Origin of the sequence: Streptomyces sp. Tu 3180 (assembly GCF_009852415.1) — a bacterium.
In the GTDB taxonomy this organism is placed as follows: domain Bacteria; phylum Actinomycetota; class Actinomycetes; order Streptomycetales; family Streptomycetaceae; genus Streptomyces.
In genome coordinates this window covers 1,025,310-1,045,607 of the sequence record NZ_WOXS01000002.1, presented here as the reverse complement: position 1 = coordinate 1,045,607, position 20,298 = coordinate 1,025,310, and the positions used below count along the sequence as shown (strand labels likewise).

General features: G+C 72.9%; 13 protein-coding genes and 1 pseudogene. 4 read left to right on the top strand and 10 right to left on the bottom strand.

The window, feature by feature from the left end; all coding sequences use genetic code 11:
• Positions 1 to 130 precede the first annotated feature (130 nt).
• The 8 genes and pseudogenes from GL259_RS05590 to GL259_RS05550 form a co-directional block, all read right to left on the bottom strand.
• Positions 131 to 2,713 carry a Pls/PosA family non-ribosomal peptide synthetase gene (locus GL259_RS05590; protein WP_159529740.1) on the bottom strand — a complete coding sequence of 861 codons (2,583 nt, stop codon included), beginning with the start codon at positions 2,711 to 2,713 and terminating at the stop codon, positions 131 to 133.
• A 911-nt stretch (positions 2,714 to 3,624) separates the two neighbouring features.
• Positions 3,625 to 4,828, bottom strand: a pseudogene (locus GL259_RS05585) (IS110 family transposase).
• 940 nt (positions 4,829 to 5,768) lie between these two features.
• The gene (locus GL259_RS05575) at positions 5,769 to 7,043 is read right to left on the bottom strand and encodes a glycosyltransferase family 39 protein (protein WP_159529736.1); all 1,275 of its coding nucleotides are present in this window, start codon (positions 7,041 to 7,043) and stop codon (positions 5,769 to 5,771) included.
• Positions 7,040 to 8,338: a bifunctional glycosyltransferase family 2/GtrA family protein gene (locus GL259_RS05570; RefSeq protein ID WP_159529734.1), complete on the bottom strand. Its 1,299-nt coding sequence runs from the start codon at positions 8,336 to 8,338 to the stop codon at positions 7,040 to 7,042. The genes GL259_RS05575 and GL259_RS05570 overlap by 4 nt, the downstream gene beginning before the upstream one ends.
• A 131-nt stretch (positions 8,339 to 8,469) precedes the next feature.
• Positions 8,470 to 9,003, bottom strand: a complete 534-nt coding sequence (locus GL259_RS37970; protein WP_208026440.1) for a cellulase — start codon at positions 9,001 to 9,003, stop codon at positions 8,470 to 8,472.
• 11 nt (positions 9,004 to 9,014) lie between these two features.
• Positions 9,015 to 9,521, bottom strand: a complete 507-nt coding sequence (locus tag GL259_RS05560; RefSeq protein ID WP_159529732.1) for a SigE family RNA polymerase sigma factor — start codon at positions 9,519 to 9,521, stop codon at positions 9,015 to 9,017.
• A gap of 227 nt (positions 9,522 to 9,748) precedes the next feature.
• Entirely contained in the window at positions 9,749 to 10,099 is a 351-nt protein-coding gene (locus GL259_RS05555) for a hypothetical protein (protein WP_159529730.1), read from the bottom strand.
• Positions 10,100 to 10,162: 63 nt separating this feature from the next.
• Entirely contained in the window at positions 10,163 to 10,543 is a 381-nt protein-coding gene (locus tag GL259_RS05550; protein ID WP_159529728.1) for a DUF6479 family protein, read from the bottom strand.
• 332 nt (positions 10,544 to 10,875) lie between these two features.
• Between GL259_RS05550 and GL259_RS05545 the strand changes: the two genes are divergently transcribed.
• The 3 genes from GL259_RS05545 (at position 10,876) to GL259_RS05535 (ending at position 15,304) form a co-directional block, all read left to right on the top strand.
• Complete coding sequence (locus tag GL259_RS05545; RefSeq protein ID WP_159529726.1) at positions 10,876 to 11,247, top strand: ferredoxin; 372 nt, start codon at positions 10,876 to 10,878, stop codon at positions 11,245 to 11,247.
• 171 nt (positions 11,248 to 11,418) lie between these two features.
• Positions 11,419 to 13,674, top strand: a complete 2,256-nt coding sequence (locus tag GL259_RS05540) for a serine/threonine-protein kinase (protein WP_159529724.1) — start codon at positions 11,419 to 11,421, stop codon at positions 13,672 to 13,674.
• 61 nt (positions 13,675 to 13,735) lie between these two features.
• Positions 13,736 to 15,304, top strand: a complete 1,569-nt coding sequence (locus GL259_RS05535; protein ID WP_159529722.1) for an NAD(P)/FAD-dependent oxidoreductase — start codon at positions 13,736 to 13,738, stop codon at positions 15,302 to 15,304.
• 57 nt (positions 15,305 to 15,361) lie between these two features.
• On the opposite strand, the gene GL259_RS05530 is transcribed toward GL259_RS05535, so the two are convergent.
• Complete coding sequence (locus GL259_RS05530) at positions 15,362 to 17,143, bottom strand: serine hydrolase domain-containing protein (RefSeq protein WP_159529720.1); 1,782 nt, start codon at positions 17,141 to 17,143, stop codon at positions 15,362 to 15,364.
• Positions 17,144 to 17,426: 283 nt separating this feature from the next.
• On the opposite strand from GL259_RS05530, the gene GL259_RS05525 reads away from it, so the two are divergent.
• Complete coding sequence (locus GL259_RS05525; RefSeq protein WP_159529718.1) at positions 17,427 to 18,923, top strand: acyl-CoA synthetase; 1,497 nt, start codon at positions 17,427 to 17,429, stop codon at positions 18,921 to 18,923.
• 63 nt (positions 18,924 to 18,986) lie between these two features.
• Here the strand turns inward: GL259_RS05525 and paaK are convergent, their stop codons facing one another.
• Positions 18,987 to 20,285 (bottom strand): phenylacetate--CoA ligase PaaK, encoded by a 1,299-nt coding sequence (gene paaK, locus GL259_RS05520; protein ID WP_159529716.1) that lies wholly within the window; start codon positions 20,283 to 20,285, stop codon positions 18,987 to 18,989.
• Positions 20,286 to 20,298 lie beyond the last annotated feature (13 nt).

Here is a 20,298-nt window from a genome sequence, read left to right as displayed (position 1 = left end):
ATCAGTCCCTCTCCACTCGCCGTGGCACCCTGTCCGTCGCCACCTACCAGGTCGGCCCCTCTGTCGTCGTCGTTGTCGGCAGACCGGTCTGCCCGGTCGGCCGAGACGGCTTGACCACGATGGTCCTGCCCTACCCCCGCCGCGCCGGTGCCGGCGGCCGGCCGGAGGCGTCGCTCATCTCCGTGGCCGGGTTTCCACCCCACCGCGCGCGCTGCGGGACTTCCTCGCCCTTCATGAGGAAGGAGTCGGGTGCGAGTACCGATCCGTCACCCATCGTCACTCCGTAGTGGACGTGGGAGCCGACGCCCATGGTGCATCCGTCCCCGATCGTGCTGCGGTCGGACTTGAAGGTGCCGTCCTCCTGCGAGTGGCATTGGATCTTGCTCCCCGCATTGAGGGTGCAGTCGTTCCCGATGGTGGTGAGCATCCGCTCCGTCAGATAGCAGCCGTCGTCGAAGACCCTGCTGCCGAGACGGACACCGAGGAGCCGCCAGATCACGTTCTTGAAAGGGGTGCCGTTGAAGATGTTGAGGTACTCGTCAGGAACCTTCCACAGACGCTCGTGCCACCAGAAGTACGGGTCGTAGATGGAGCACAACTGCGGCCGCAGCCCGCGGAAGGCCACGACGGCACGCTCCACCAGTACGAAATAGAGGGGGGTGAACGCCAGGGTGAGCACCAGGAACGCCGCGATCGCCACGTGTCCGAAGGAGCCGTACAGTTCGACATCCGCGAGGGCGAGCACCGTGAGGACGAAGAAGAAGAACCACCGTACGAGCAGGAAGAGGACCATCGACCGGATGTTGAAGCGGTTCTTGGCAGCGAGATTCCGGCGCAACTCGGCCCCGGTCCGCATATGGTCGAACCGCGAGTCGCGCTCCACCGACCGGGGGATCTCGAAGCACGGCGAGCCGAGCAGACCCACACCCTCGCGTACCTCGCCATCGAGCGGGACCATCACCTTCGTCGCGAGAAGACAGTTGTCGCCCGTCTTCGCCCCGGACGGATACACGATGTTGTTCCCGAGGAAGTTGTGCCGTCCGATCGACGCACGGGACACCCGGAAAGACGTGCCCGAAAAGTCGACATTGACGATCGACAGGCCGTCGGCGATCATCGTGCCGTTGCCGACGGAGCACAGATACGGGGTCTCGTGCTTCACCTCCGTGCCGAAGTTGGACCCGGTCTGCTCCACTCGGGACAGGTCGTATCCGAGGCCGCGCAGATAGTGGACGATGTAGGAGCTGTCACCGAAGAGCCACGTGAAGAACTTCACGTTGGTGATGCGTGCGATCGCCCGATGCGTCGAGTAGTGGAAGCCGTACAGCGGATACACCTTGCCCGGCTTGACGACCAGATTCAGCAGGCGCGGCGCAGTGAACAGAACGGCGACGGCCACGACGACGAAGCCGAAGAACAGAACGCAGGAAACGATCAGCGCATTGACACAGAGCTCGGGCGACACAGGCCCTGCCGTGCCCGGTTCCAGCCGGTCGTTCAGCGCCGGGAGTTCCGCCGACAGCATGTACAGGCCCCCGACGGCCAACGGCACGAAGAGCAAGAACAGCTGACCCACCGTGGCGAGGCCGAATCCGAACCGGCGCAAAGTGCCGCACCTGGCGGGCGGGACCCGCACGTAGTCGAGCTCCGTGCGCTGCGCCGGAGATCCGTGCCACCGCTGGTCACGGGGGACCACCTGGCCGTTGTGCAGTGATGACGTATGACCGAGCTGCGCCCCGTCGCCCATCGACGTGGCGATGTCGAGCACGGTCTTCTCACCGACGAACACATTCCGGCCAAGGGTGACCGGGCCCGTCTGAATGCGGCCGGCGTGCGCCCGGTAGCAGAGGAAGAACGAATCCTTGCGGATCATTGTGCCGGCACCGATCGTGAGCAGGTCGGTGCAGACCGGAACGTTGCGCGAGAGGATCGTGACCCCCGCGCCGATGCGCGCACCGAGTGCCCGTAGGTAGAGCACGTACAGGGGGTTCCCGACGAGGAAGACCATCGGGTTGGCGTGGAGCAGCACCTTGACGGTCCAGAAGCGCAGATAAGTCAGACCCCAGACCGGAAAATCACGCTCTTTCCATCGGCCGACAAGGATCCACTTGGCCACGATCGGGAAAGTGCACATACCGATGAATCCGACGCCGCCGAAGGCGACCGATCGCAGGTAAATGTCCGTCACGTTCGATCCGGCGGATACCCATGCATAACCACGTGCGGTGATGACCGCGGCGAGGAAGGAGTATCCCAGGAAGAGCAGGAACTGCAGCGCTCCGCAGAGGGTGTACTGCAGTGTGCCGGCCGGATTCACAGCCTCCGGGGGTGCCGGGGCCCGCGAGCTGGCAGGCGCGGGTGCGGCAGCGATACCGGTTCCGGCGTCGGTACCGGTATCGGTGACCGCCGTCGCCAGGCTGCGGATCGTCGGGTGACGGTAAATGTCCTTTATCGATACCGGCGGTAGATCCGCCCGCTTCCTGACGCGTGCGCAGAATTGCGTCATCACCAAAGAGTTGGCCCCGAGGTCGTCGAAGAAATTACTGTCGACCGACACCTGCTCGACGCACACGACGCCGGCGAGTACCTCGGCGAGGTTCCTTTCCGTGTCTGTCGACGGGCTGTTTCCTTTTGACAGACCGTGCGTCCTGTGTTTGGATACTCCAGATTCGTCCGGCACGGCCGTCAGGGACTCGGCAGGCTTCTCCAGCATGCAAGCTCCTCGAGCACTCACGGAACCATCACGCTCCAGTCTCTGTCGTCCACCGACGGGATGCCACTCGGCTCTATCGCGGTGGCGCGACACGGGGAGTCGTCGACGCCGGGGACTCAGTTGCAGCAGCCTCGGCGCCGGGTATGCAGAGCGGGTCCGTATTACTGAGCGCTTTCCCACCTCACGCTGACGCGTGGTGAAGAACGAGAACGGTCTTCACGATGTCGGTGATGTGATTGGTGCTGCAGCGGAATTTCCGCAGCAGGCGTCGGCTTGGGAGCGGCCATGGCCTGTTCGCCGACGCAGCGGTCTTGGTGTGGGGGGTGTCGTGCCGGCGCCGCCATCGCCTGAGCCGTCGGCCGCGGAACGGGACGCGAACGGGGCGGCCGGCGCTCTGGTTGCACGGCGTCGGCGAGGCTGGGCGCGAGCGCGGTCAGAACCTCGGTGGCCTTCCGTGTGCGGCGGAACACGGTGGCGATTCCGGTGCCGAACCCGACGGCAGGCTGAGCACGGGTGTCACCACACCGCAGGTGGGCCGGGCCGGCAGGGCCCGCCGTCCAACACGCGGCCGACACCGTCAGGTTGGAAAGAGCTCATTGCTGTCGGATCGGGCACCGCGGCGGGGCGGGTGGGGGTGTGATCACCGGGAGGTGATCGACGCGATCGCGTTCAAGCACCGCACCGGGGCGCCGTGGACAGACCTGTCCGGGCGCTTCGGCTCGTAGAAGGGGGCACCACCGGCTGCGGATGTGGGCCACCGACGGCACTTGCAAGAAGGTCTGCACTGCCTTGCTTGCCCAGGCCGACGACGAGGACGACGTGGACTGGGTCGTCGCGGTCGATTCCACGGTCGTTCGCGCGCACCAGCACGCGGCCGGAGCCCGTCGAAAAAGGTGCCCCTATGGGCTTCGTCAAGCTGTAGCCGGGGTGGGTGGCCGGTAGAAGGTGCCGTCCCGGAGCATCGCGAAGAGGACGTCGATGCGGCGTCGGGCGAGTGCGACGAGGGCTGCGACGTGGTGTTTCCCTTCGCGGCGTTCTCGGTCGTCGTAGGCACGGGACTCGGGTGGGGAGAGCGAGGTGAACGCGGCGAGGCAGAAGGCCCGTTTGAGCTGCTTGTTGCCGCGTCGTGAAGGGTGTTCACCGCGAATGGAGGAGCCGGAGTCCCTGGTCACGGGTGCCAGGCCGGCGTAGGCGGCGAGGTGGCCGGCGGTGGCGAAGCTGCTGCCGTCACCGACGTCGATGAGGATGCGGGCTGCGGTCCTGACCCCGATGCCGGGCATCGAGATCAGGACCGGGGAGAGAGGGTGGGCCTCCAGAAGTTCTTCGATCCTTGCAGCGAGGAGTCTGCGCTGGTCAAGGACGGACTGGAGGGAACTGGCGAGGCTGGGGACGATCAGCGCGGCCGCGTCGGTGCCCGGGACGACGGACGGTCTGTTCGTCGAGTGCGGTGAAGATGTCCTCGACCAGTCGTTCGGCCATCCGCGGTGCCTTCGGCCGTGTCAGGGTGACCAGTCGTCGCCTTCCGGCTTTGCGGATCTGGGCCGGGGAACCGGACTGCTCCAGCATCCTGAGCACGGCCGGGTGCTGGATCCGTGGGCCCAGGACCCGTTCCAGCGACGGATGGATCGGGGTGAGCAGGCCGCGGAGCCGGTTGGCGATCCGGGTGGACTCGCCCGCCAGGTCGTCGTCGAAGCCCGCGATCACCGCGAGCTCGGCGACCGTCTCATCGGCGGGATCGACCGCCCGCAGGGTGTGGGGCATCGCTCTGGCAGCGTCCGCGATGACGAACGCGTCACGGGCATCGGTCTTGGCCTCACCAGGGTAAGGACCGGCGATCCGCCGCATGGTCAGGCCGGGCACGTAGGCGACCTGGCAGCCCGCATCCCGGGCGACTGCCAGGGGCAGGGCTCCGATGGAGGCCGGCTGGTCGACGACCATCAGCACGGTCCCGTGCTTGGCCTGGAGCTTGTCGGACAGCTCCCGCAGTTTTGGTTCGCTGTTGGGCGGCGGCTTGTCGAACACCTTCTTCCCAGCGCGATTGACGGCGGCGGCGTGATGTTCGCCCTCGCCGACACCCAGCCCCGGATGGACGCCGATGTCAGCTTCGTCCGTCACGACCGTCGCTCCCGCCCTCGCCTGCTCCCCGGCCTCACCTGCGGCATCAGCGCGCCGGCATCCACGTTACGAAGAGACTGCCGTGCCCGGTTGAGGGATGGGCGCTCGTGCCTCTGATCAGCGGTCTGCCCATGCCTCCGGCACCGGCGACACCACCTTTTCGATCATCTTGACTGGGGGCTCAAGTCATACCGGGGCCGAAGGCCGGGAGCCTCCTTGCGAGGCCAAGAAGAAGGCAACGGGGCGGTTCACGTGGGGAAAGCGATGGGCGTGAGGCGTTGGGACGCTCAAGAGGCGGACTGACCAGCAAAGTCCATCCATTGGCCGACGACCGGGCCCGTCCGCTGACTTGGCAGACCTCTCCAGGCCGACAGGGCGATGGTCCCATGTTCGTTCCCGTGCTGGAGGGCTTGCGGATCCGGCGGCGCGGGCCGGGCCGACCACGCAGCCGACCGGATCGCGTTCGCGGTGACAAGGCGTGCTCCAGCTCGGGCAACCGCGCTTGTCTGCGGCGACGGGGGATCACGACGGCCCTCGCCCAGCCCGATGACCAGCAGGCGAAGCGCCGGCGAAAGGGCCGGGCCGGCGGACGTCCTCCAGCCTCCGACAAGGCTCACTACCGCCGCCGCAGTGCCGTCGAGCGGTGCGTCAGCAAGTGGAAGCAGTACCGTGCAGTGGCCGGCGGGTACGACAGACGTGACTGCATCTTCAGCGGCACCCTGGCCGTTTGCCGCGATCGTCATCAGGCTCTGCGGCACCATCCAAGAGCCATCAGAAACGGCCCGGGGCCCGTCCGGCACGACCCGCCGGACGGGCCCCGGCCCACCGCACCCGCGCCGTCGGCGCGGGTGTTCCACACCGGCCTCCCGGCCTCCCACGTCCGGGAGGCCGGTGCGGACGCGAACGCCGCCACGGCAGGCGCCTCCCGGCGCGTCCCGGCCTACGGCACGCCGAGTTCGAACAGGACGTACCCCGCGTACGACCCGGAGGCCAGGGCCGCCGTGCCCAGCACCGCGGCCAGCGAGGGCCACTTCAGGCGGCGCATGGCCAGGGCGGGCGGGATGAAGAGCGGGAAGAGGGGGAGCAGGTAGCGGGAGACGTTGCCGAAGTACTGCTGGGTGCTGACGACCATCAGGTAGGACAGCACCGTGTAGACGACCAGCACGGCGGGCGGGCGCAGACCCGCCAGCAGCACCGTCAGCACCGGCACCGTCAGCACCACCCCGACCCCGATGATGTCCTCGAAGGGCATCGCGAAGAGGTAGTCCGAGTGGCCCACGGGGACGGAGGTGAGCACGTCCAGGGTGTGCCGGCCGTAGTCGAACTTGTGGGCCCACGCACCGTCCTGGAGCTTGCTGTACCCGCCCCAGTCGCCCATCCGCCACCCCACCCAGCCCAGGTAGCCGAACACGCCCAGCGGCGCGATCGCCACCGCGATCAGCGGCCGGCGTATGCCCTCCTGACGGCGCCACACCGCGAGCAGCCCGGCGACGGCGAGGGCGGCGACCAGGGTGACGGCGGTCGGCCGGGAGAGCCCGGCGGTGAAGGTCAGCACCCCGGCGGTGAGCCAGCGGCGGGTCATCACGGCGTAGCAGGCCCAGGCGGCCAGCGCCGTGTACAGGGACTCCGAGTACACCGCCCACTCCGCGCCGGAGCCGGGCCACACCGCCCACAGCCCCACGGCGACGAGGCCGGCCCGGCGGCCGCCCAGCCGCGCGGTGACGGCGTAGATTCCGAGCGCCGCGACGAACGAGAAGAGGACCGAGACGGTCATGCCCGCGCCGTACGGGCCGAGGCCGGTGATCTCCGAGACCATGCGCATCAGCGCCGGGTAGAGCGGGAAGAACGCCGCCGAGTTGCTCTTGTGCGTGATCAGACCGGTGGCGCCGGGGATCGGTTCCAGCGCCGGGTCGTAGCCGTGCACGACTATCTGCTGGTACCACCAGCCGTCCCAGCTGCCCAGCACGTCCCAGGGGTGCTCGCCGCCGCCGAAGCGCGGGTGCTTCTTGCGGAAGTCGCCGGCCGAGTCCAGCAGGTACATGAAGACGGCGAAGCCCACGAGCTTCAGCACGCCGTAGGTCGCGAGGACGGGTCCGTAGTGCACGGCGGCGCGGCGCAGCCGCTCGCGCGGGCCCGGGGCCGCGGGAGGGGAGTCGTCGGGCAGGGGGCCGGGGGACGGGGTCGCGGCGGCCTGGCTGGTGCCGGCGGTGGTCATGAGGGGGAGGATCCTGTCGTACGGCGGGAGCGGTGGCCGGGGAACACCCAGGCCCGCAGGAGGAGGAAGCGCAGCAGGGTCGCGGCGAGGTTGGCGAGGACCAGCGTCAGCAGTTCCACGCGGGGGTCGGCGTCGGGCGCGGTGCGGTGCAGGACGGCCAGGGAGCCGCTGGTGAGGGCGAGGCCGACCAGGAAGGCCGCCATGCCCTTGAGCTGGTGGCGGAGCACTCCGCGGCGGCCGCGCACCCCGAAGGTGAGCCGCCGGTTGGCCGCGGTGTTGGCGACGGCGCTGATCAGCAGGGCGAGCGCGTTGGCGGCCTGGGCGCCCGCCGCGGGCCGCAGCCCGGTGTAGAGCAGCAGGTAGAACAGCGTGCTGGCCACGCCCACGGCGGCGAAGCGGAGCAGCTGGCGGACCAGGCCGGGCGGCAGCTCGGGGTCCTCGTCGAACGCGTCGACGCGGCGCAGCGCGGTCAGCGGCAGCCGGCCGCCGGCCAGGGCGCGCCCCAGCCGGGCCATGCCGCGCAGGTCCGCCAGCGCCGTCGCCAGGATGTCGACCCGGCTGTCGGGATCGTCCACCCAGTCCACGGGCACCTCGTGGATGCGCAGGCCGGCCCGCTCGGCTATGACCAGCATCTCCGTGTCGAAGAACCACTCCCGGTCCTCGACCAGGGGCAGCAGCCGTTCGGCGACGTCCCGCCGCACCGCCTTGAAACCGCACTGCGCGTCGGAGAAGCCCACGGCGAGGGTGGAGCGCAGCAGGCCGTTGTAGCAGCGGGAGATGATCTCCCGCTTGGGCCCGCGCACCACCCGGGAGCCGCGGGCCAGCCGGGTGCCGATCGCGATGTCCGAGTGCCCGGAGATGAGCGGGGCGACCAGGGGCAGCAGGGCCGCGAGGTCGGTGGACAGGTCGACGTCCAGGTAGGCCAGCACCGGGGCCCGGGACTGCGACCAGGCGGTGTGCAGGGCCCGGCCGCGTCCCTTCTCGTCCAGCCGGATCCAGTCCGTCCCGGGCAGTTCGCGCGCCAGGCGCGCGGCGATCCGCGGGGTGTCGTCGACGCTGGCGTTGTCGGCGATGGTGATCCGGAACGGGTACGGGAACGTCTCGTCCAGGTGCGCGTGGAGCCGGCGGACGCACGGCTCCAGGTCGGTCTCCTCGTTGTACACGGGGACGACCACGTCCAGGACGGGCTCCGGGTGACGGGCGGGCAGCGGTGCGCGGCGCGGCAGGGCCACCAGGTCCGCGGACGCTGCGGGGGTACGGCGGCCGGTCGGCGTCGACCGCCTGACGGTTTTCATGACGGGTGCACGGTCTCTTTCCGGCGGACGCGCGGCGGGGCCCTGAGGGGGCATGCCGAGGTCGCCCGAGGCGGTGGTCGGGTGGACGGCCCGGGGCCCGGGGGCCCGCGGACGAGGCGGCGGCGCGGTCGCTAACCGCTGCCGGCCGACTCGTGGCCGGCCGCGACGGAGGGCTCCCGCGAGGACTCCGAAGAAGCGGACGGAGACGGCGGCGGGGAGGACACGGCAGGCGTGGGGGCCGGCGTCGCCCGCCCCTTCCCGGCGGCCGTGGCGCCGGCCGGGAGGGAGGTCGGCGTGCCGCCGCCGGCCGGGGCCGTGGTCCCGGCGTCCGCGGTCGCGGCCGGCGGGGCGGTGGCCGGCCGGGACGTGCTCGCGGTGGCGTCCGGGACCGACGCGGTGGGCGTCGGGGCGACGGCCGGGGGCGGTGTCGGGCTGGTCGCCGGCAGGGGCCGGTCGACGGGCCCGGGGCCCGTGCCGGGCAGCAGGGCGAGCCCGACGCCGAGCCCGGTCACCGCGAGGGCGGAGCCGCCGGCCCGCCACAGCGTCCGGGCCCGGCGGCGGGCCCGGACGCCCTCGTACAGGCGGCGCCGGTGCTCGGGCCGGAAGGGGTCCTGCTGCCGGGCCTCGCGCATCATGCGCGCCAGCTCCCGCTCGAAGTCGTCCATCGCTTCTCCCCTCACCCCACGGGACTGACGGTGTCGGACAGGAGCTGCCGCAGTCGCGCCACTCCGCGCGACGCGTGGGACCGGGCGGTGCCCACCGGGCAGCCGAGGGCCTGCGCCACCTGGGTCTCGGGCAGGTCCTCGTAGTAGCGCAGCACCACCGCGACCCGCTGCCGGGGCGAGAGCACGGCGAGCGCGGCCTCCAGGCGCGAGCGTTCCGCCACGGCCGCGGACACGTCGCCCGGCTCGGGCCGGTCGGGCAGCTCCTCCACCGGGCGCTCGCCCCACCAGCGCCGCCGGGCGGAGCGGGCCGCCATCCGGACGAGCACCTTGCGGACGTACGCCTCGGGAGCCTGCTCGGCGACCTTCGGCCAGGCGAACCACAGCTTCACGAGGGCCTCCTGGACCAGGTCCTCGGCCCGCTGCCGGTCGCCGCCGGTGAGCAGACGCGCGACATGGAGCAGCGCCGACCAGCGGGCAGCCACGAACTCGTCGAAGCCGTCTGCCCGAAACCGCTCCATCCCCACCGTCCCGCATCCGAACAAGCCCTTACACCTCAGACAAAGACTCACGACCCCGCGAAACGATGCACCGAACGCGTGTGATCCACCTCACTCCGGGCGCGGGAGGGGGCGGACCGGGCACGACGAAGGGCGGGCCGTGTGCCTTCGACCTCGTGAAAGCGGTCGAAGGCACACGGCCCGCCCCGGGGGGGGGGCCGGGACCGGTGGTCCCGGGTGCCGCGGTCCTAGGTGCGGTCGCCCTTCGGCTTGCCGAACTGGTCCGGAGTGCCGTGCGGCGGCGGGCTGAACGGCTGCGGCGAGGTGGCGGGCGACACCGGGGAACCCGTCCGGCTCGAGCCCTGCTCGGGGCGCAGGGCGCCCGGATCGCCGGACGTCGGCTCGGCACCCGCGCGCAACTGCTCCAGCCGGGCCGTCAGCAGCTCGGTCACCGGGAGCCGGTCGCCGTGCGAGCGCTCGTAGGCCAGGAGCTCCTCGATCTCGCCCGCGGACAGCGAGCGGATCCGGCTCTCCAGGCCGCCGATGGGCAGATGGTCGTAGTCGGGCAGCGGCAGGGTGTTGCGGGCGGGGTCTGTCATGGTTCTCACTTCCCTGTGTACGACGTGGCGGGGCCGCGGCGGCGGACGGGGCCGTGCGGGCGGTCAGCGGCCGCCGGGGCCGCCGCTGCCGAACCCCCCGCTGCTGCCCTCGTCCCAGCGGGGCCGCTCCTGCGGCGCGCCGGTGCGGGTGCCGGAGTTGCCGAGGCCGTCCAGCTCGTGCGGCGTCAGCCGCGTGTCGCTTCTGGGCACCTCGTCGGGCTCCCGGTGCTCCCGGACCTCGCGGACCGGCCCGCCCTCGGGCATCCGGGGCTGCTCCTCGGGGCGGGGCCTGCGTACCTGGTTGCGTGCGACCCGGCGGCTGCCGAAGGCGAACGCGCCGATCAGCAGGGCCACGACCACCACGGCCGCCACCACGAGCCCGATGCCCAGGGCGCCGCGGCCTGCGGCGAGATCGGCCGTCTGCATCCATGAGGTGTTCGTCATGGCTCGCGGGTACCCCCGGTCCTCCCGATGAACCGGCTCACCTCGGCCGCGACGCGCGGGTGCGGTCGGCCCCGCGGACCGCGTCGGGCGGTTGCGCCCCCGTCGTCCGCGGCCGTCCCCCGGCGCCGGGGCGTGCGCCCCGGCCCGGGCGTGCCGGGAGCCGTCGCGGGAGCGCTGCGGGGCGAGGGGGTTCCCGGCGTCCGGGCGTCCGTCCCCCCTCCGTCCCCCCTCGGTTCCGGCGCCGCCCCGGTGCCCGGCGGCGGGTCCGGGAAACCGTGCGGAACCCTGGGAACGCCGGGTTTGGCCGCAGGGGCCGCGGCTACCCGCCCGGTGTGACGACGACATCTCAGGAGGAGCTGTTCCGGTTCCTGGAGGACCGCTTCGCCTGCGCCCAGGCGTGCACCGAGTGCGCGCGGGCCTGTGCGACGCGGGCGAGTCTCGTGGACCCGGACGGCGCCGAGAACCAGGAACTCGTACGACGCAAGGGCATCATGTGCGCGGAGGTGTGCGACGCGACCTGCCGCGTGCTGTCCGAGCAGAACCAGGTGGACGAGGAGACCATCCGGGTCCAGGTCGAGTGGTGCCGGCAGGTGTGCCTGGAGAGCGCGCAGGTGTTCGACGGCTGCCCCGGGACGGAACGCACGGCGGAGGCCTGCCGCGCCTGCGCGCGGGCCTGCACGGAGTTCCTCACCACCCTGAACTGAGCGGCCCGGGGAGCGGACCGGACCCCCCCGTCCCGCCGGGAACGCCCGCCGTGCCGGGGGGACCGGGACGGGGCGTGCCCGCCCGGCGCGGTACAAAATCGGGCGAGACGTCGCCATACTGGACGAGCCAGGGGAGGGCGCGGCGTACAGCGACGGGGGCGGGCGCAGGAGATGGGGGACAGCAGGCTCATCCACGGCCGGTACCGGCTGCTCGACGAGATCGGGCGCGGCGGCATGGGCGAGGTGTGGCGGGCACGGGACGAGTCACTGGGGCGGCAGGTCGCCGTGAAGTGCCTCAGACCGCTCGGCCCGCAGCACGAGCGGTCGGCCGGCCGCGTGCTGCGCGAACGGTTCCGCCGCGAGGCCCGGGTGGCCGCGGCCCTGCAGCACCGCGGGATCACCGTCGTGCACGACTTCGGGGAGTCCGAGGGAGTGCTCTACCTGGTGATGGAGCTGCTCCAGGGGCGTAACCTCAGCCAGCTCCTGGAGGACAACAAGCAGCACCCGCTGCCGGTCGACGAGGTGGTGGACATCGCCGAGCAGGTCGCCGACGCTCTTGCCCACACCCACGACCAGGGCATCGTGCACCGGGACCTGAAGCCCGCCAACATCGTGCGGCTGGACGACGGCACGGTGAAGATCTGCGACTTCGGCATCGCCCGCCTCGGCCACGACATCGGCTTCACCTCCCGGCTGACCGGCACCGGCGTCGCGATGGGCACCCCGCACTACATGTCGCCGGAGCAGATCAGCGGCTCGGAGGTCGACCGGCGCAGCGACCTGTACTCCTTCGGGTGCGTGCTGTACGAGATCGCCACCGGGGTGCCGCCGTTCGACCTCGACGACGCCTGGGCGATCCTCGTCGGTCACCGCGACACCCCGCCCCGCCCGCCGCGCGGCCACCGCGCCGAACTGCCCGAGCGCCTGGAGCGCGTCATCCTGGACCTGCTGGCCAAGGAGCCCGACGGGCGCCCGGACAGCGCCCGCGAAGTGGTCCGCCGCCTCACGGCGCTGCGGACCGCGCCGCAGCCCGTTCCCGCCGCGGTGGCGGCCCGGGAGGAGTCCGGGACGGCGGGGGACGCGGCCGGGCCCGCACCGGCGGGGCGGGCGGCCCGGCTGCCGTCCTGGACCCGTGGCATGACCACCGGGCACAAGGCGGCCGGCACCGGACTGCGCACCACGCCCCCGGACCCCGCGGCCGGCCTGTCCGGCGAGTGGATCGCGCGCTCCGCGGCCGGCCGCGACGAGGAACCCGCACCGGACGAGCGCCCCGCCCCGTCCCCTCCGGCGCTGACCGCCCTGGCCGGACGGCACAACGCGGGCCTGAGCCTGGGACGCCTGGGCCGGTGGACGGAGGCCGGCGAGGTGCACCGCGCGGTCGCCGCCGAGCGCGAGCACCTGCTCGGACCGGACCATCCCGACACGCTCGCCAGCCGCTACGAGGTCGCCTTCGCCCTCAGCCGCACCGGTCGCGCGGCCGACGCGCTGCGCGCGTACAAGCAGGTGGCCGAGGCGCGGATCCGCACGCGGGGCGCCGACCACCCCGACACCCTCGCCGCCCGCCAGGAGATGGCCTACGTCCTCGCCCAGCTGGGCCGCCCCTTCGACGCCCACCAGGTGTACCTGTCGGTGCTCGCCGCCCGCGAGCGCACCATGGGGCCCGACCACCCCGACACCCTGCGCTGCCGGCACAACCTCGCCTTCAACCTCGGCCGGCTCGGGCGGCTGGAGGACTCGTACGGCATGGCGTGCGAGGTGGCCGCCGCCCGCGCCCGGGTGCTCGGACCCGAACACCCGGACACCCTCGTCACCCGCTACGACATCGCCTACACCCTGGGCCGGCTGGGCCGCTGGGCCGAGGCCCTGGAGACCTACCGCGAGGTCGCCGAGGCCCGCGCGAGGGCCCTCGGCCCGGACCACGCCGACACCCTCGCCGCCCGCTACGAGACCGGTGTCGGCCTGGGCCGGCTCGGCCGCGTCCCCGAGGCCCTCGAGCTCTACCGGGGCCTGGTCGAGGACCGCACCCGCGTCCAGGGGCCCGCCCACCCCGAGACCCTGCGCGCCCGGCACGGCCTCGGCGTCAGCCTCGGCCGGCTCGGCCGCTGGGAGGAGGCCCTCGCGGAGTCCCGCGACGTGTGCGCCCTGCGCGAGCGCGCCCTCGGCGCCGACCACCCGGACACCCTGGTCAGCCGCCGCGAGGTCGCCGTCGGCCTGGGCTGGCTCGGCCGCTGGGCGGACGCGCTGACCGAGTACCGGCGGGTGGCCGAGACCCGCGAACGCCTTCTCGGCGCGGACCACCCCGGCACCCTCGCCGCCCGCGACGACGAGGCCCACTGCCTGGAGCGACTGGGCCTCGGCGCCGAGGCCGCCGAGCTGCACCGCCGCGTGGCGGCCCTGCACCGGCGGCGGGCGGCCGGGAGGACGTGAACGCCCCGGCGGGGGCACCCGCCCCCTGGCCGGTCCGGATCACCGCGTGCTACCAAGGACCATGACCGCATCCGAGCCGTCCCGGACGTACGACGCCGTCATCGTCGGCGGGGGCCACAACGGCCTCGTCGCCGCCGCCTACCTCGCCCGGGCCGGGCGCTCGGTGCTGGTGCTGGAGCGGCTGGACCACACCGGCGGGGCGGCGGTGTCCACCCGGCCCTTCACCGGTGTCGACGCCCGGCTCTCCCGGTACTCGTACCTGGTCAGCCTGTTGCCCGGGAAGATCGTCCGCGACCTCGGGCTCGACCTCCGGCTGCGCACCCGGACCGTCTCCTCGTACACCCCCGTGGAACGCGACGGACGGTCCACCGGCCTGCTCGTCGGCGGCGGCGAGCGGCGCACCCGCGAGGCGTTCGCCCGGCTGACCGGCTCCGACCGCGAGCACCGGGCCTGGCGGCGCTTCCACGACATGACCGGCCGGGTCGCCCGGCGCGTCTTCCCGACCCTCACCGAGCCGCTGCCCACCCGCGAGGAGCTGCGCCGCGCCGTCGGCGACGAGGAGGCCTGGCGGGCCCTCTTCGAGGAGCCGATCGGCGTCGCCGTCGAGGAGCACTTCGCCGACGACCTGGTGCGCGGTGTCGTCCTCACCGACGCCCTCATCGGCACCTTCGCCGACGCCCACGACCCCTCGCTCAAGCAGAACCGCTGCTTCCTCTACCACGTCATCGGCGGCGGCACCGGTGCCTGGGACGTACCGGTCGGAGGCATGGGGGCGCTCACCGACGCGCTGGCCGACGCGGCGCGCGCCGCCGGCGCGGTCATCGCCACCGGCCACGAGGCGGTCCGCATCGCCACGGACGGCCGCACGGCCGAGGTCACCCACCGCACGGCCGACGGCGAGGGCGTCGCCGCCGCCCGGCACGTCCTGGTGAACGCCTCCCCGCAGGAGCTGGCGGCCCTCACCGGCGACACGCCTCCGCCGCCCGCCGAGGGCGCCCAGTTCAAGGTGAACATGCTGCTCGAGCGGCTGCCCAGGCTGCGCGACACCTCCGTCGACCCGCGCGAGGCGTTCGCCGGGACCTTCCACGTCGCGGAGGGGTACGGGCAACTGGCCGCCGCGTACGCCCGGGCCGCCGCCGGCGAGCTGCCGGACGAGCCGCCCTCCGAGATCTACTGCCACTCGCTCACCGACCCCACGATCCTCGGCCCTGACCTGGCCGCGCGGGGGTACCAGACGCTCACCCTGTTCGGCCTGCACACCCCGGCGCGGCTGTTCGCGCGGGACAACGACGCCGTACGCGAGGAACTGCTGAAGTCGACGCTGGCCCGGCTCGACGCCCACCTGGCCGAACCGCTCGCCGACTGCCTGGCCACGGACGCGGACGGGCGCCCCTGCCTGGAGGCCAGGTCCCCGCTGGACCTGGAACGCGACCTCAGGCTGCCCGGCGGCAACATCTTCCACCGCGAACTGTCCTGGCCCCACGCCCAGGACGGCACCGGCCGCTGGGGCGTGGAGACCCGGCACGCCAATGTCCTGCTGTGCGGCGCGGGCGCGGTGCGCGGCGGCGGGGTGAGCGGGGTGCCGGGACACAACGCGGCGATGGCGGTGCTGGAGGCGGGGGAGGGCTGACGGGGCGGGCGCCGTCCGGACGGTCCGGCGCCCTGACGGACGCGGACGGGCGCCCCCTCAGTCGGCCGACCGGCTCCACCCCGCCGCCCGGACGCGTTCCGCGTCCGCCGGCCGGGCCTCGTCGAAGAGCACGCCGCCCGCCGCCGTCTCGACCCGCACCGCGTCGACGTAGGCGCCGCGCCCGACGTACAGCTGGTCCGTCGTGTACCGCCAGCGCAGCGTGAGGTCCGGTGCGGCGGGCAGGGCCGCGGTGAGCCCGTGCCAGACGCGGCCCGACCAGCCGGTGGCCGTGCCCTCCGGGTGCCGCTCCGGCTCCCCGTCCCGGCGCCGCGTGGTGAACGGCACCGCCTGCCAGGTCGTGCCGCCGTCCGCGCTGGCCTCCAGCGCGAGGACGTCGGCGCGGGGCTCGGTGTCCCACCACAGGGCGCAGCGCAGCCGCGCGCCGCCGGACGACGTGTCCAGCGCGGGCAGCGCGAGGGTCGCCGTCGCCGAGCCCGCCATCCCGGAGAACCACGCCGTGCCTCCCCGCACCGGCCGGACCGGGACCGCACGGGCGAGACGGTTCGCCGTGGCCACCCGGGGAGCGGAGCCGGACCGCCAACGGCGCACCGGATGAACCGAGTTGCCCAGCACGACGAGGAACGAGTCGGTCGTCGGGTCGAGCACCAGCGAGGTCCCGGTGAACCCGGTGTGGCCGGCGGTGCGCGGGGTGGCCATCGCGCCCATGTACCAGTGCTGGTGGAGTTCGAAGCCGAGTCCGTGCTCGTCCCCGGGGAAGGCGGTGTTGAAGTCGGTGAACATCAGCTCCACCGACTCGGGCCGCAGGATGCGCGCCCGGCCGTACGCGCCGCCGTTGAGCAGGGTCCGCCCGAGCACCGCCAGGTCCCAGGCGCAGGAGAACACGCCCGCGTGACCCGCGACCCCGCCCAGGCTGTGGGCGTTCTCGTCGTGCACCTCGCCCCACACCAGTCCCCGGTCGAGACCGGACCACGGCCTGCGGGCGTCCTCCGTGGCCGCGATGCGCGGCCGCCAGGAGGCGGGCGGGTTGTAGCGGGTGCGGCGCATGCCGAGCGGGCCGGTGATCTCGTCGCGCAGGAGGGTGTCCAGCGTGCGGCCGGTGATCCGCTCCAGGACCAGCTGGAGCGAGATCAGGTTCAGGTCCGAGTACAGGTACGCGGTGCCGGGCGGGCTGACCGGCGCCTCGTCGAGGACCAGCCGGACCTTCTCCTCGTACGTGGGCGCCGTGTACAGCGGGATCCAGGCGCGGAAACCGGAGGTGTGGGTGAGCAGCTGGCGGATCGTCACGTGTTGCTTGCCCGCGCGTCCGAAGTCCGGCAGGTACGAGGCGACGGCCGCCTCCAGCTCCAGCGCGCCCCGCTCGATCTGCTGCACGGCGAGGACCGAGGTGAACAGCTTCGACACCGAGGCCAGGTCGAAGACGGTGTCCCGGGCCATCGGGATCTGCTGCTCCGCCGGGAACTCGACACCGGTGTCGGTCACCTCGTCGTACGCGCGGTAGCGCACCGCCATGCCGATGGGCTCGTGCAGCGCGACGGTGCCGCCGCGTCCGGCCAGCAGCACGGCACCCGCGTACCAGGGGCGCCGGGGGGAGGGGGCGAGGAACGTCTCGGCGTCGGCGACGAGGTGCCGCAGGTGCCCGGAGAGCAGCCCGGCGCGCCGGGCCGATCCGTGCCGCAGGGTCGGGAGGCGGCCGCCCGACGGGGCGGCCGCCGAGACCGGGCCGGCCGGGAGGGCGGCGAACGCGAGGGCGCCGCCCAGGGCCAGCGCACCTCCGCCCAGTCGACGGCGCGTGATGCCTCTCGCCCCTTCGTCCGTCATGAGGTTCCTCCCGTGTCGTGGCCCTGCGCGGCTGAAAGAATCTTTCGGGGGTCGCCCTGCGGAGTGAAACTTTCCTGTCAGGTGCGGCACGTGTCAATGGGGCGTGCGCGTCCACGGGGAAAGACCGGAAGAGGCGAAGCGGCGGAAGCCGGCGGGCCGCTGACGGAGGGTCGTACCCGTCCGCACCCCCCGGCGTCGTCGGTGCCGCCGCCCCCGGCACCCCGTACGGGCCCGGGACCCGTGTCTTGACCTCTCCCGGCCGGTGAACCGAGGATCGGCTGTCATGACGCCCGGACACGGCAGTACGGTCGACGGAGTCCTGCGACGCAGCGCCCGGCGCACCCCCGCACGCGTCGCCGTCGAGTACGGCGACCGCACCTGGACCTACGACGCACTCGACACCGCCGTCTCCCGCGCGGCGAGCGTCCTGCTCGCCGAGGGGCTGTCCCCCGGCGACCGGGTCGGCGCCTACGGCCACAACTCCGACGCCTACCTGATCGGCTTCCTCGCCTGCGCCCGCGCGGGCCTGGTGCACGTACCGGTGAACCAGAACCTCACCGGCGACGACCTCGCCTACCTCGTCGGCCAGTCCGGCAGCGCCCTGGTCCTCGCCGACCCCGACCTCGCCGGGCGGCTGCCGGACGGGGTGCGGACGCTGCCGCTGCGCGACGCCGACGGCTCGCTGCTCGCGCGGCTGGCCGGGGCGCCCCCGTACGACGGCCCCGAGCCGCGCTCCGAGGACCTGGTGCAGTTGCTGTACACCTCCGGCACCACCGCGCTGCCCAAGGGCGCGATGATGACCCACCGGGCCCTGGTGCACGAGTACCTGAGCGCGATCACCGCGCTCGACCTCGCCGCGGGCGACCGCCCCGTGCACGCGCTCCCGCTGTACCACTCGGCGCAGATGCACGTCTTCCTGCTCCCCTACCTGGCGGTCGGCGCGACCAACGTCATCCTCGACGCGCCCGACGGGGACCGGCTCCTCGACCTGGTCGAGCAGGGCCGGGCGGACAGCCTGTTCGCGCCGCCCACCGTGTGGATCGGCCTGTCGAACCGCCCCGACTTCGCGACCCGGGACCTGAGCGGGCTGCGCAAGGCGTACTACGGGGCGTCGATCATGCCGGTCCCGGTGCTGGAACGGCTGACGGAGCGGCTGCCCTCGCTGGCGTTCTACAACTGCTTCGGGCAGAGCGAGATCGGCCCGCTGGCCACGGTCCTCGGCCCCGGCGAACACCGGGGGCGCATGGACTCCTGCGGGCGGCCGGTGCTGTTCGTGGACGCGCGCGTCGTCGACGAGGACGGCAGGGACGTGCCCGACGGCACCCCGGGCGAGATCGTGTACCGCTCACCGCAGCTGTGCGAGGGCTACTGGGACAAGCCGGAGGAGACAGCCGAGGCCTTCCGCGGCGGCTGGTTCCACTCCGGGGACCTCGCGGTGCGGGACGCCGACGGCTACTTCACGATCGTCGACCGGGTGAAGGACGTCATCAACTCCGGTGGCGTCCTGGTCGCCTCGCGCCAGGTCGAGGACGCGCTCTACACCCACCCGGCCGTGGCCGAGGCCGCCGTGATCGGCCTGCCCGACGAGCGCTGGGTCGAGGCCGTCACGGCGGTCGTCGTCCCGCGGGGCGAGGTCACCGAGGCGGAGCTGATCGCCCACGCGCGCGAGCGGCTCTCCGGCTTCAAGGCGCCCAAGAGGGTGCTGTTCACGGACGGACTGCCGCGCAACGCCAGCGGGAAGATCCTCAAGCGGGAGCTGCGCGACCGCTTCGGGACGTGAGCCCGCCCCTCCGGGCGGTGGACACCGGGCCGCCGCGCCGCTCCGCCGCTCCGGGAAAGGGCCCTATCCCCGGTGCTCGCGCAGGTCCACGATCCGCCGGATCTTGCCCACCGACCGCTCCAGCGTCTCCGGGTCGACGATCTCCACCTCGGCCGACACCCCGATGCCGTCCTTCACGGCCGCCCCGATGGAGCGCGCGGCCGTCTCCCGCGTCGCGGCGTCCGCGTCGGGCCGGGCCTCCGCTCGGACGGTGAGCCGGTCCAGCCGGCCCTCCCGGGTGAGCCGGAGCTGGAAGTGCGGCGCGACGCCCGGCGTGCGCAGCACGATCTCCTCGATCTGCGTGGGGAAGAGGTTCACCCCGCGCAGGATCACCATGTCGTCGCTGCGGCCGGTGACCTTCTCCATCCGCCGGAACACCCGCGCGGTACCCGGCAGCAGACGGGTCAGGTCCCGCGTCCGGTACCGGACGATCGGCATCGCCTCCTTGGTGAGCGAGGTGAAGACGAGCTCGCCCCGCTCGCCCTCCGGGAGGACCTCGCCGGTGACCGGGTCGACGACCTCCGGGAAGAAGTGGTCCTCCCAGATGTGCAGACCGTCCTTGGTCTCCACGCACTCCTGCGCGACGCCCGGCCCGATCACCTCCGACAGCCCGTATATGTCGACCGCGTCGATCGCGAACCGCTCCTCGATCTCCTGCCGCATCCGCTCCGTCCACGGCTCCGCGCCGAAGATCCCCACGCGCAGGGAGGTCCCGCGCGGATCGACGCCCTGCCGCTCGAACTCGTCGAGCAGGGTGAGCATGTAGGACGGGGTGACCATGATGACCGTGGGCCGCAGGTCCTGGATCAGCCGCACCTGGCGGGAGGTCATCCCGCCGGACGCGGGGATCACCGTGCAGCCGAGCCGTTCGGCGCCGTAGTGGGCGCCGAGGCCGCCGGTGAACAGGCCGTAGCCGTACGCCACGTGGGCCGTGTCCCCGGGCCGGCCGCCCGCCGCGCGGATCGAGCGGGCCACCATGTCCGCCCACATGGACAGGTCGCCCTCGGTGTAGCCGACGACCGTGGGACGTCCGGTGGTGCCGCTGGAGGCGTGGATGCGGCGGATGCGGTCGCGGGGCACGGCGAACATGCCGTAGGGGTAGTGCTCCCGCAGGTCCGCCTTGGTGGTGAACGGGAACCGGGCCAGGTCGGTGAGCGAGCGGCAGTCGTCCGGGTGGACGCCCGCCTCGTCGAACGACGCGCGGTAGAACGGCACGTTGTCGTACGCGTGCCGCAACGAGGTCCGCAGCCGCTCGAGCTGGAGCGCCCGCAGCCCCTGCGCGTCGAGCCGCTCCGCCGGGTCCAGCAGGTCCGCCTCCGTCATCTGCACCTTCCCC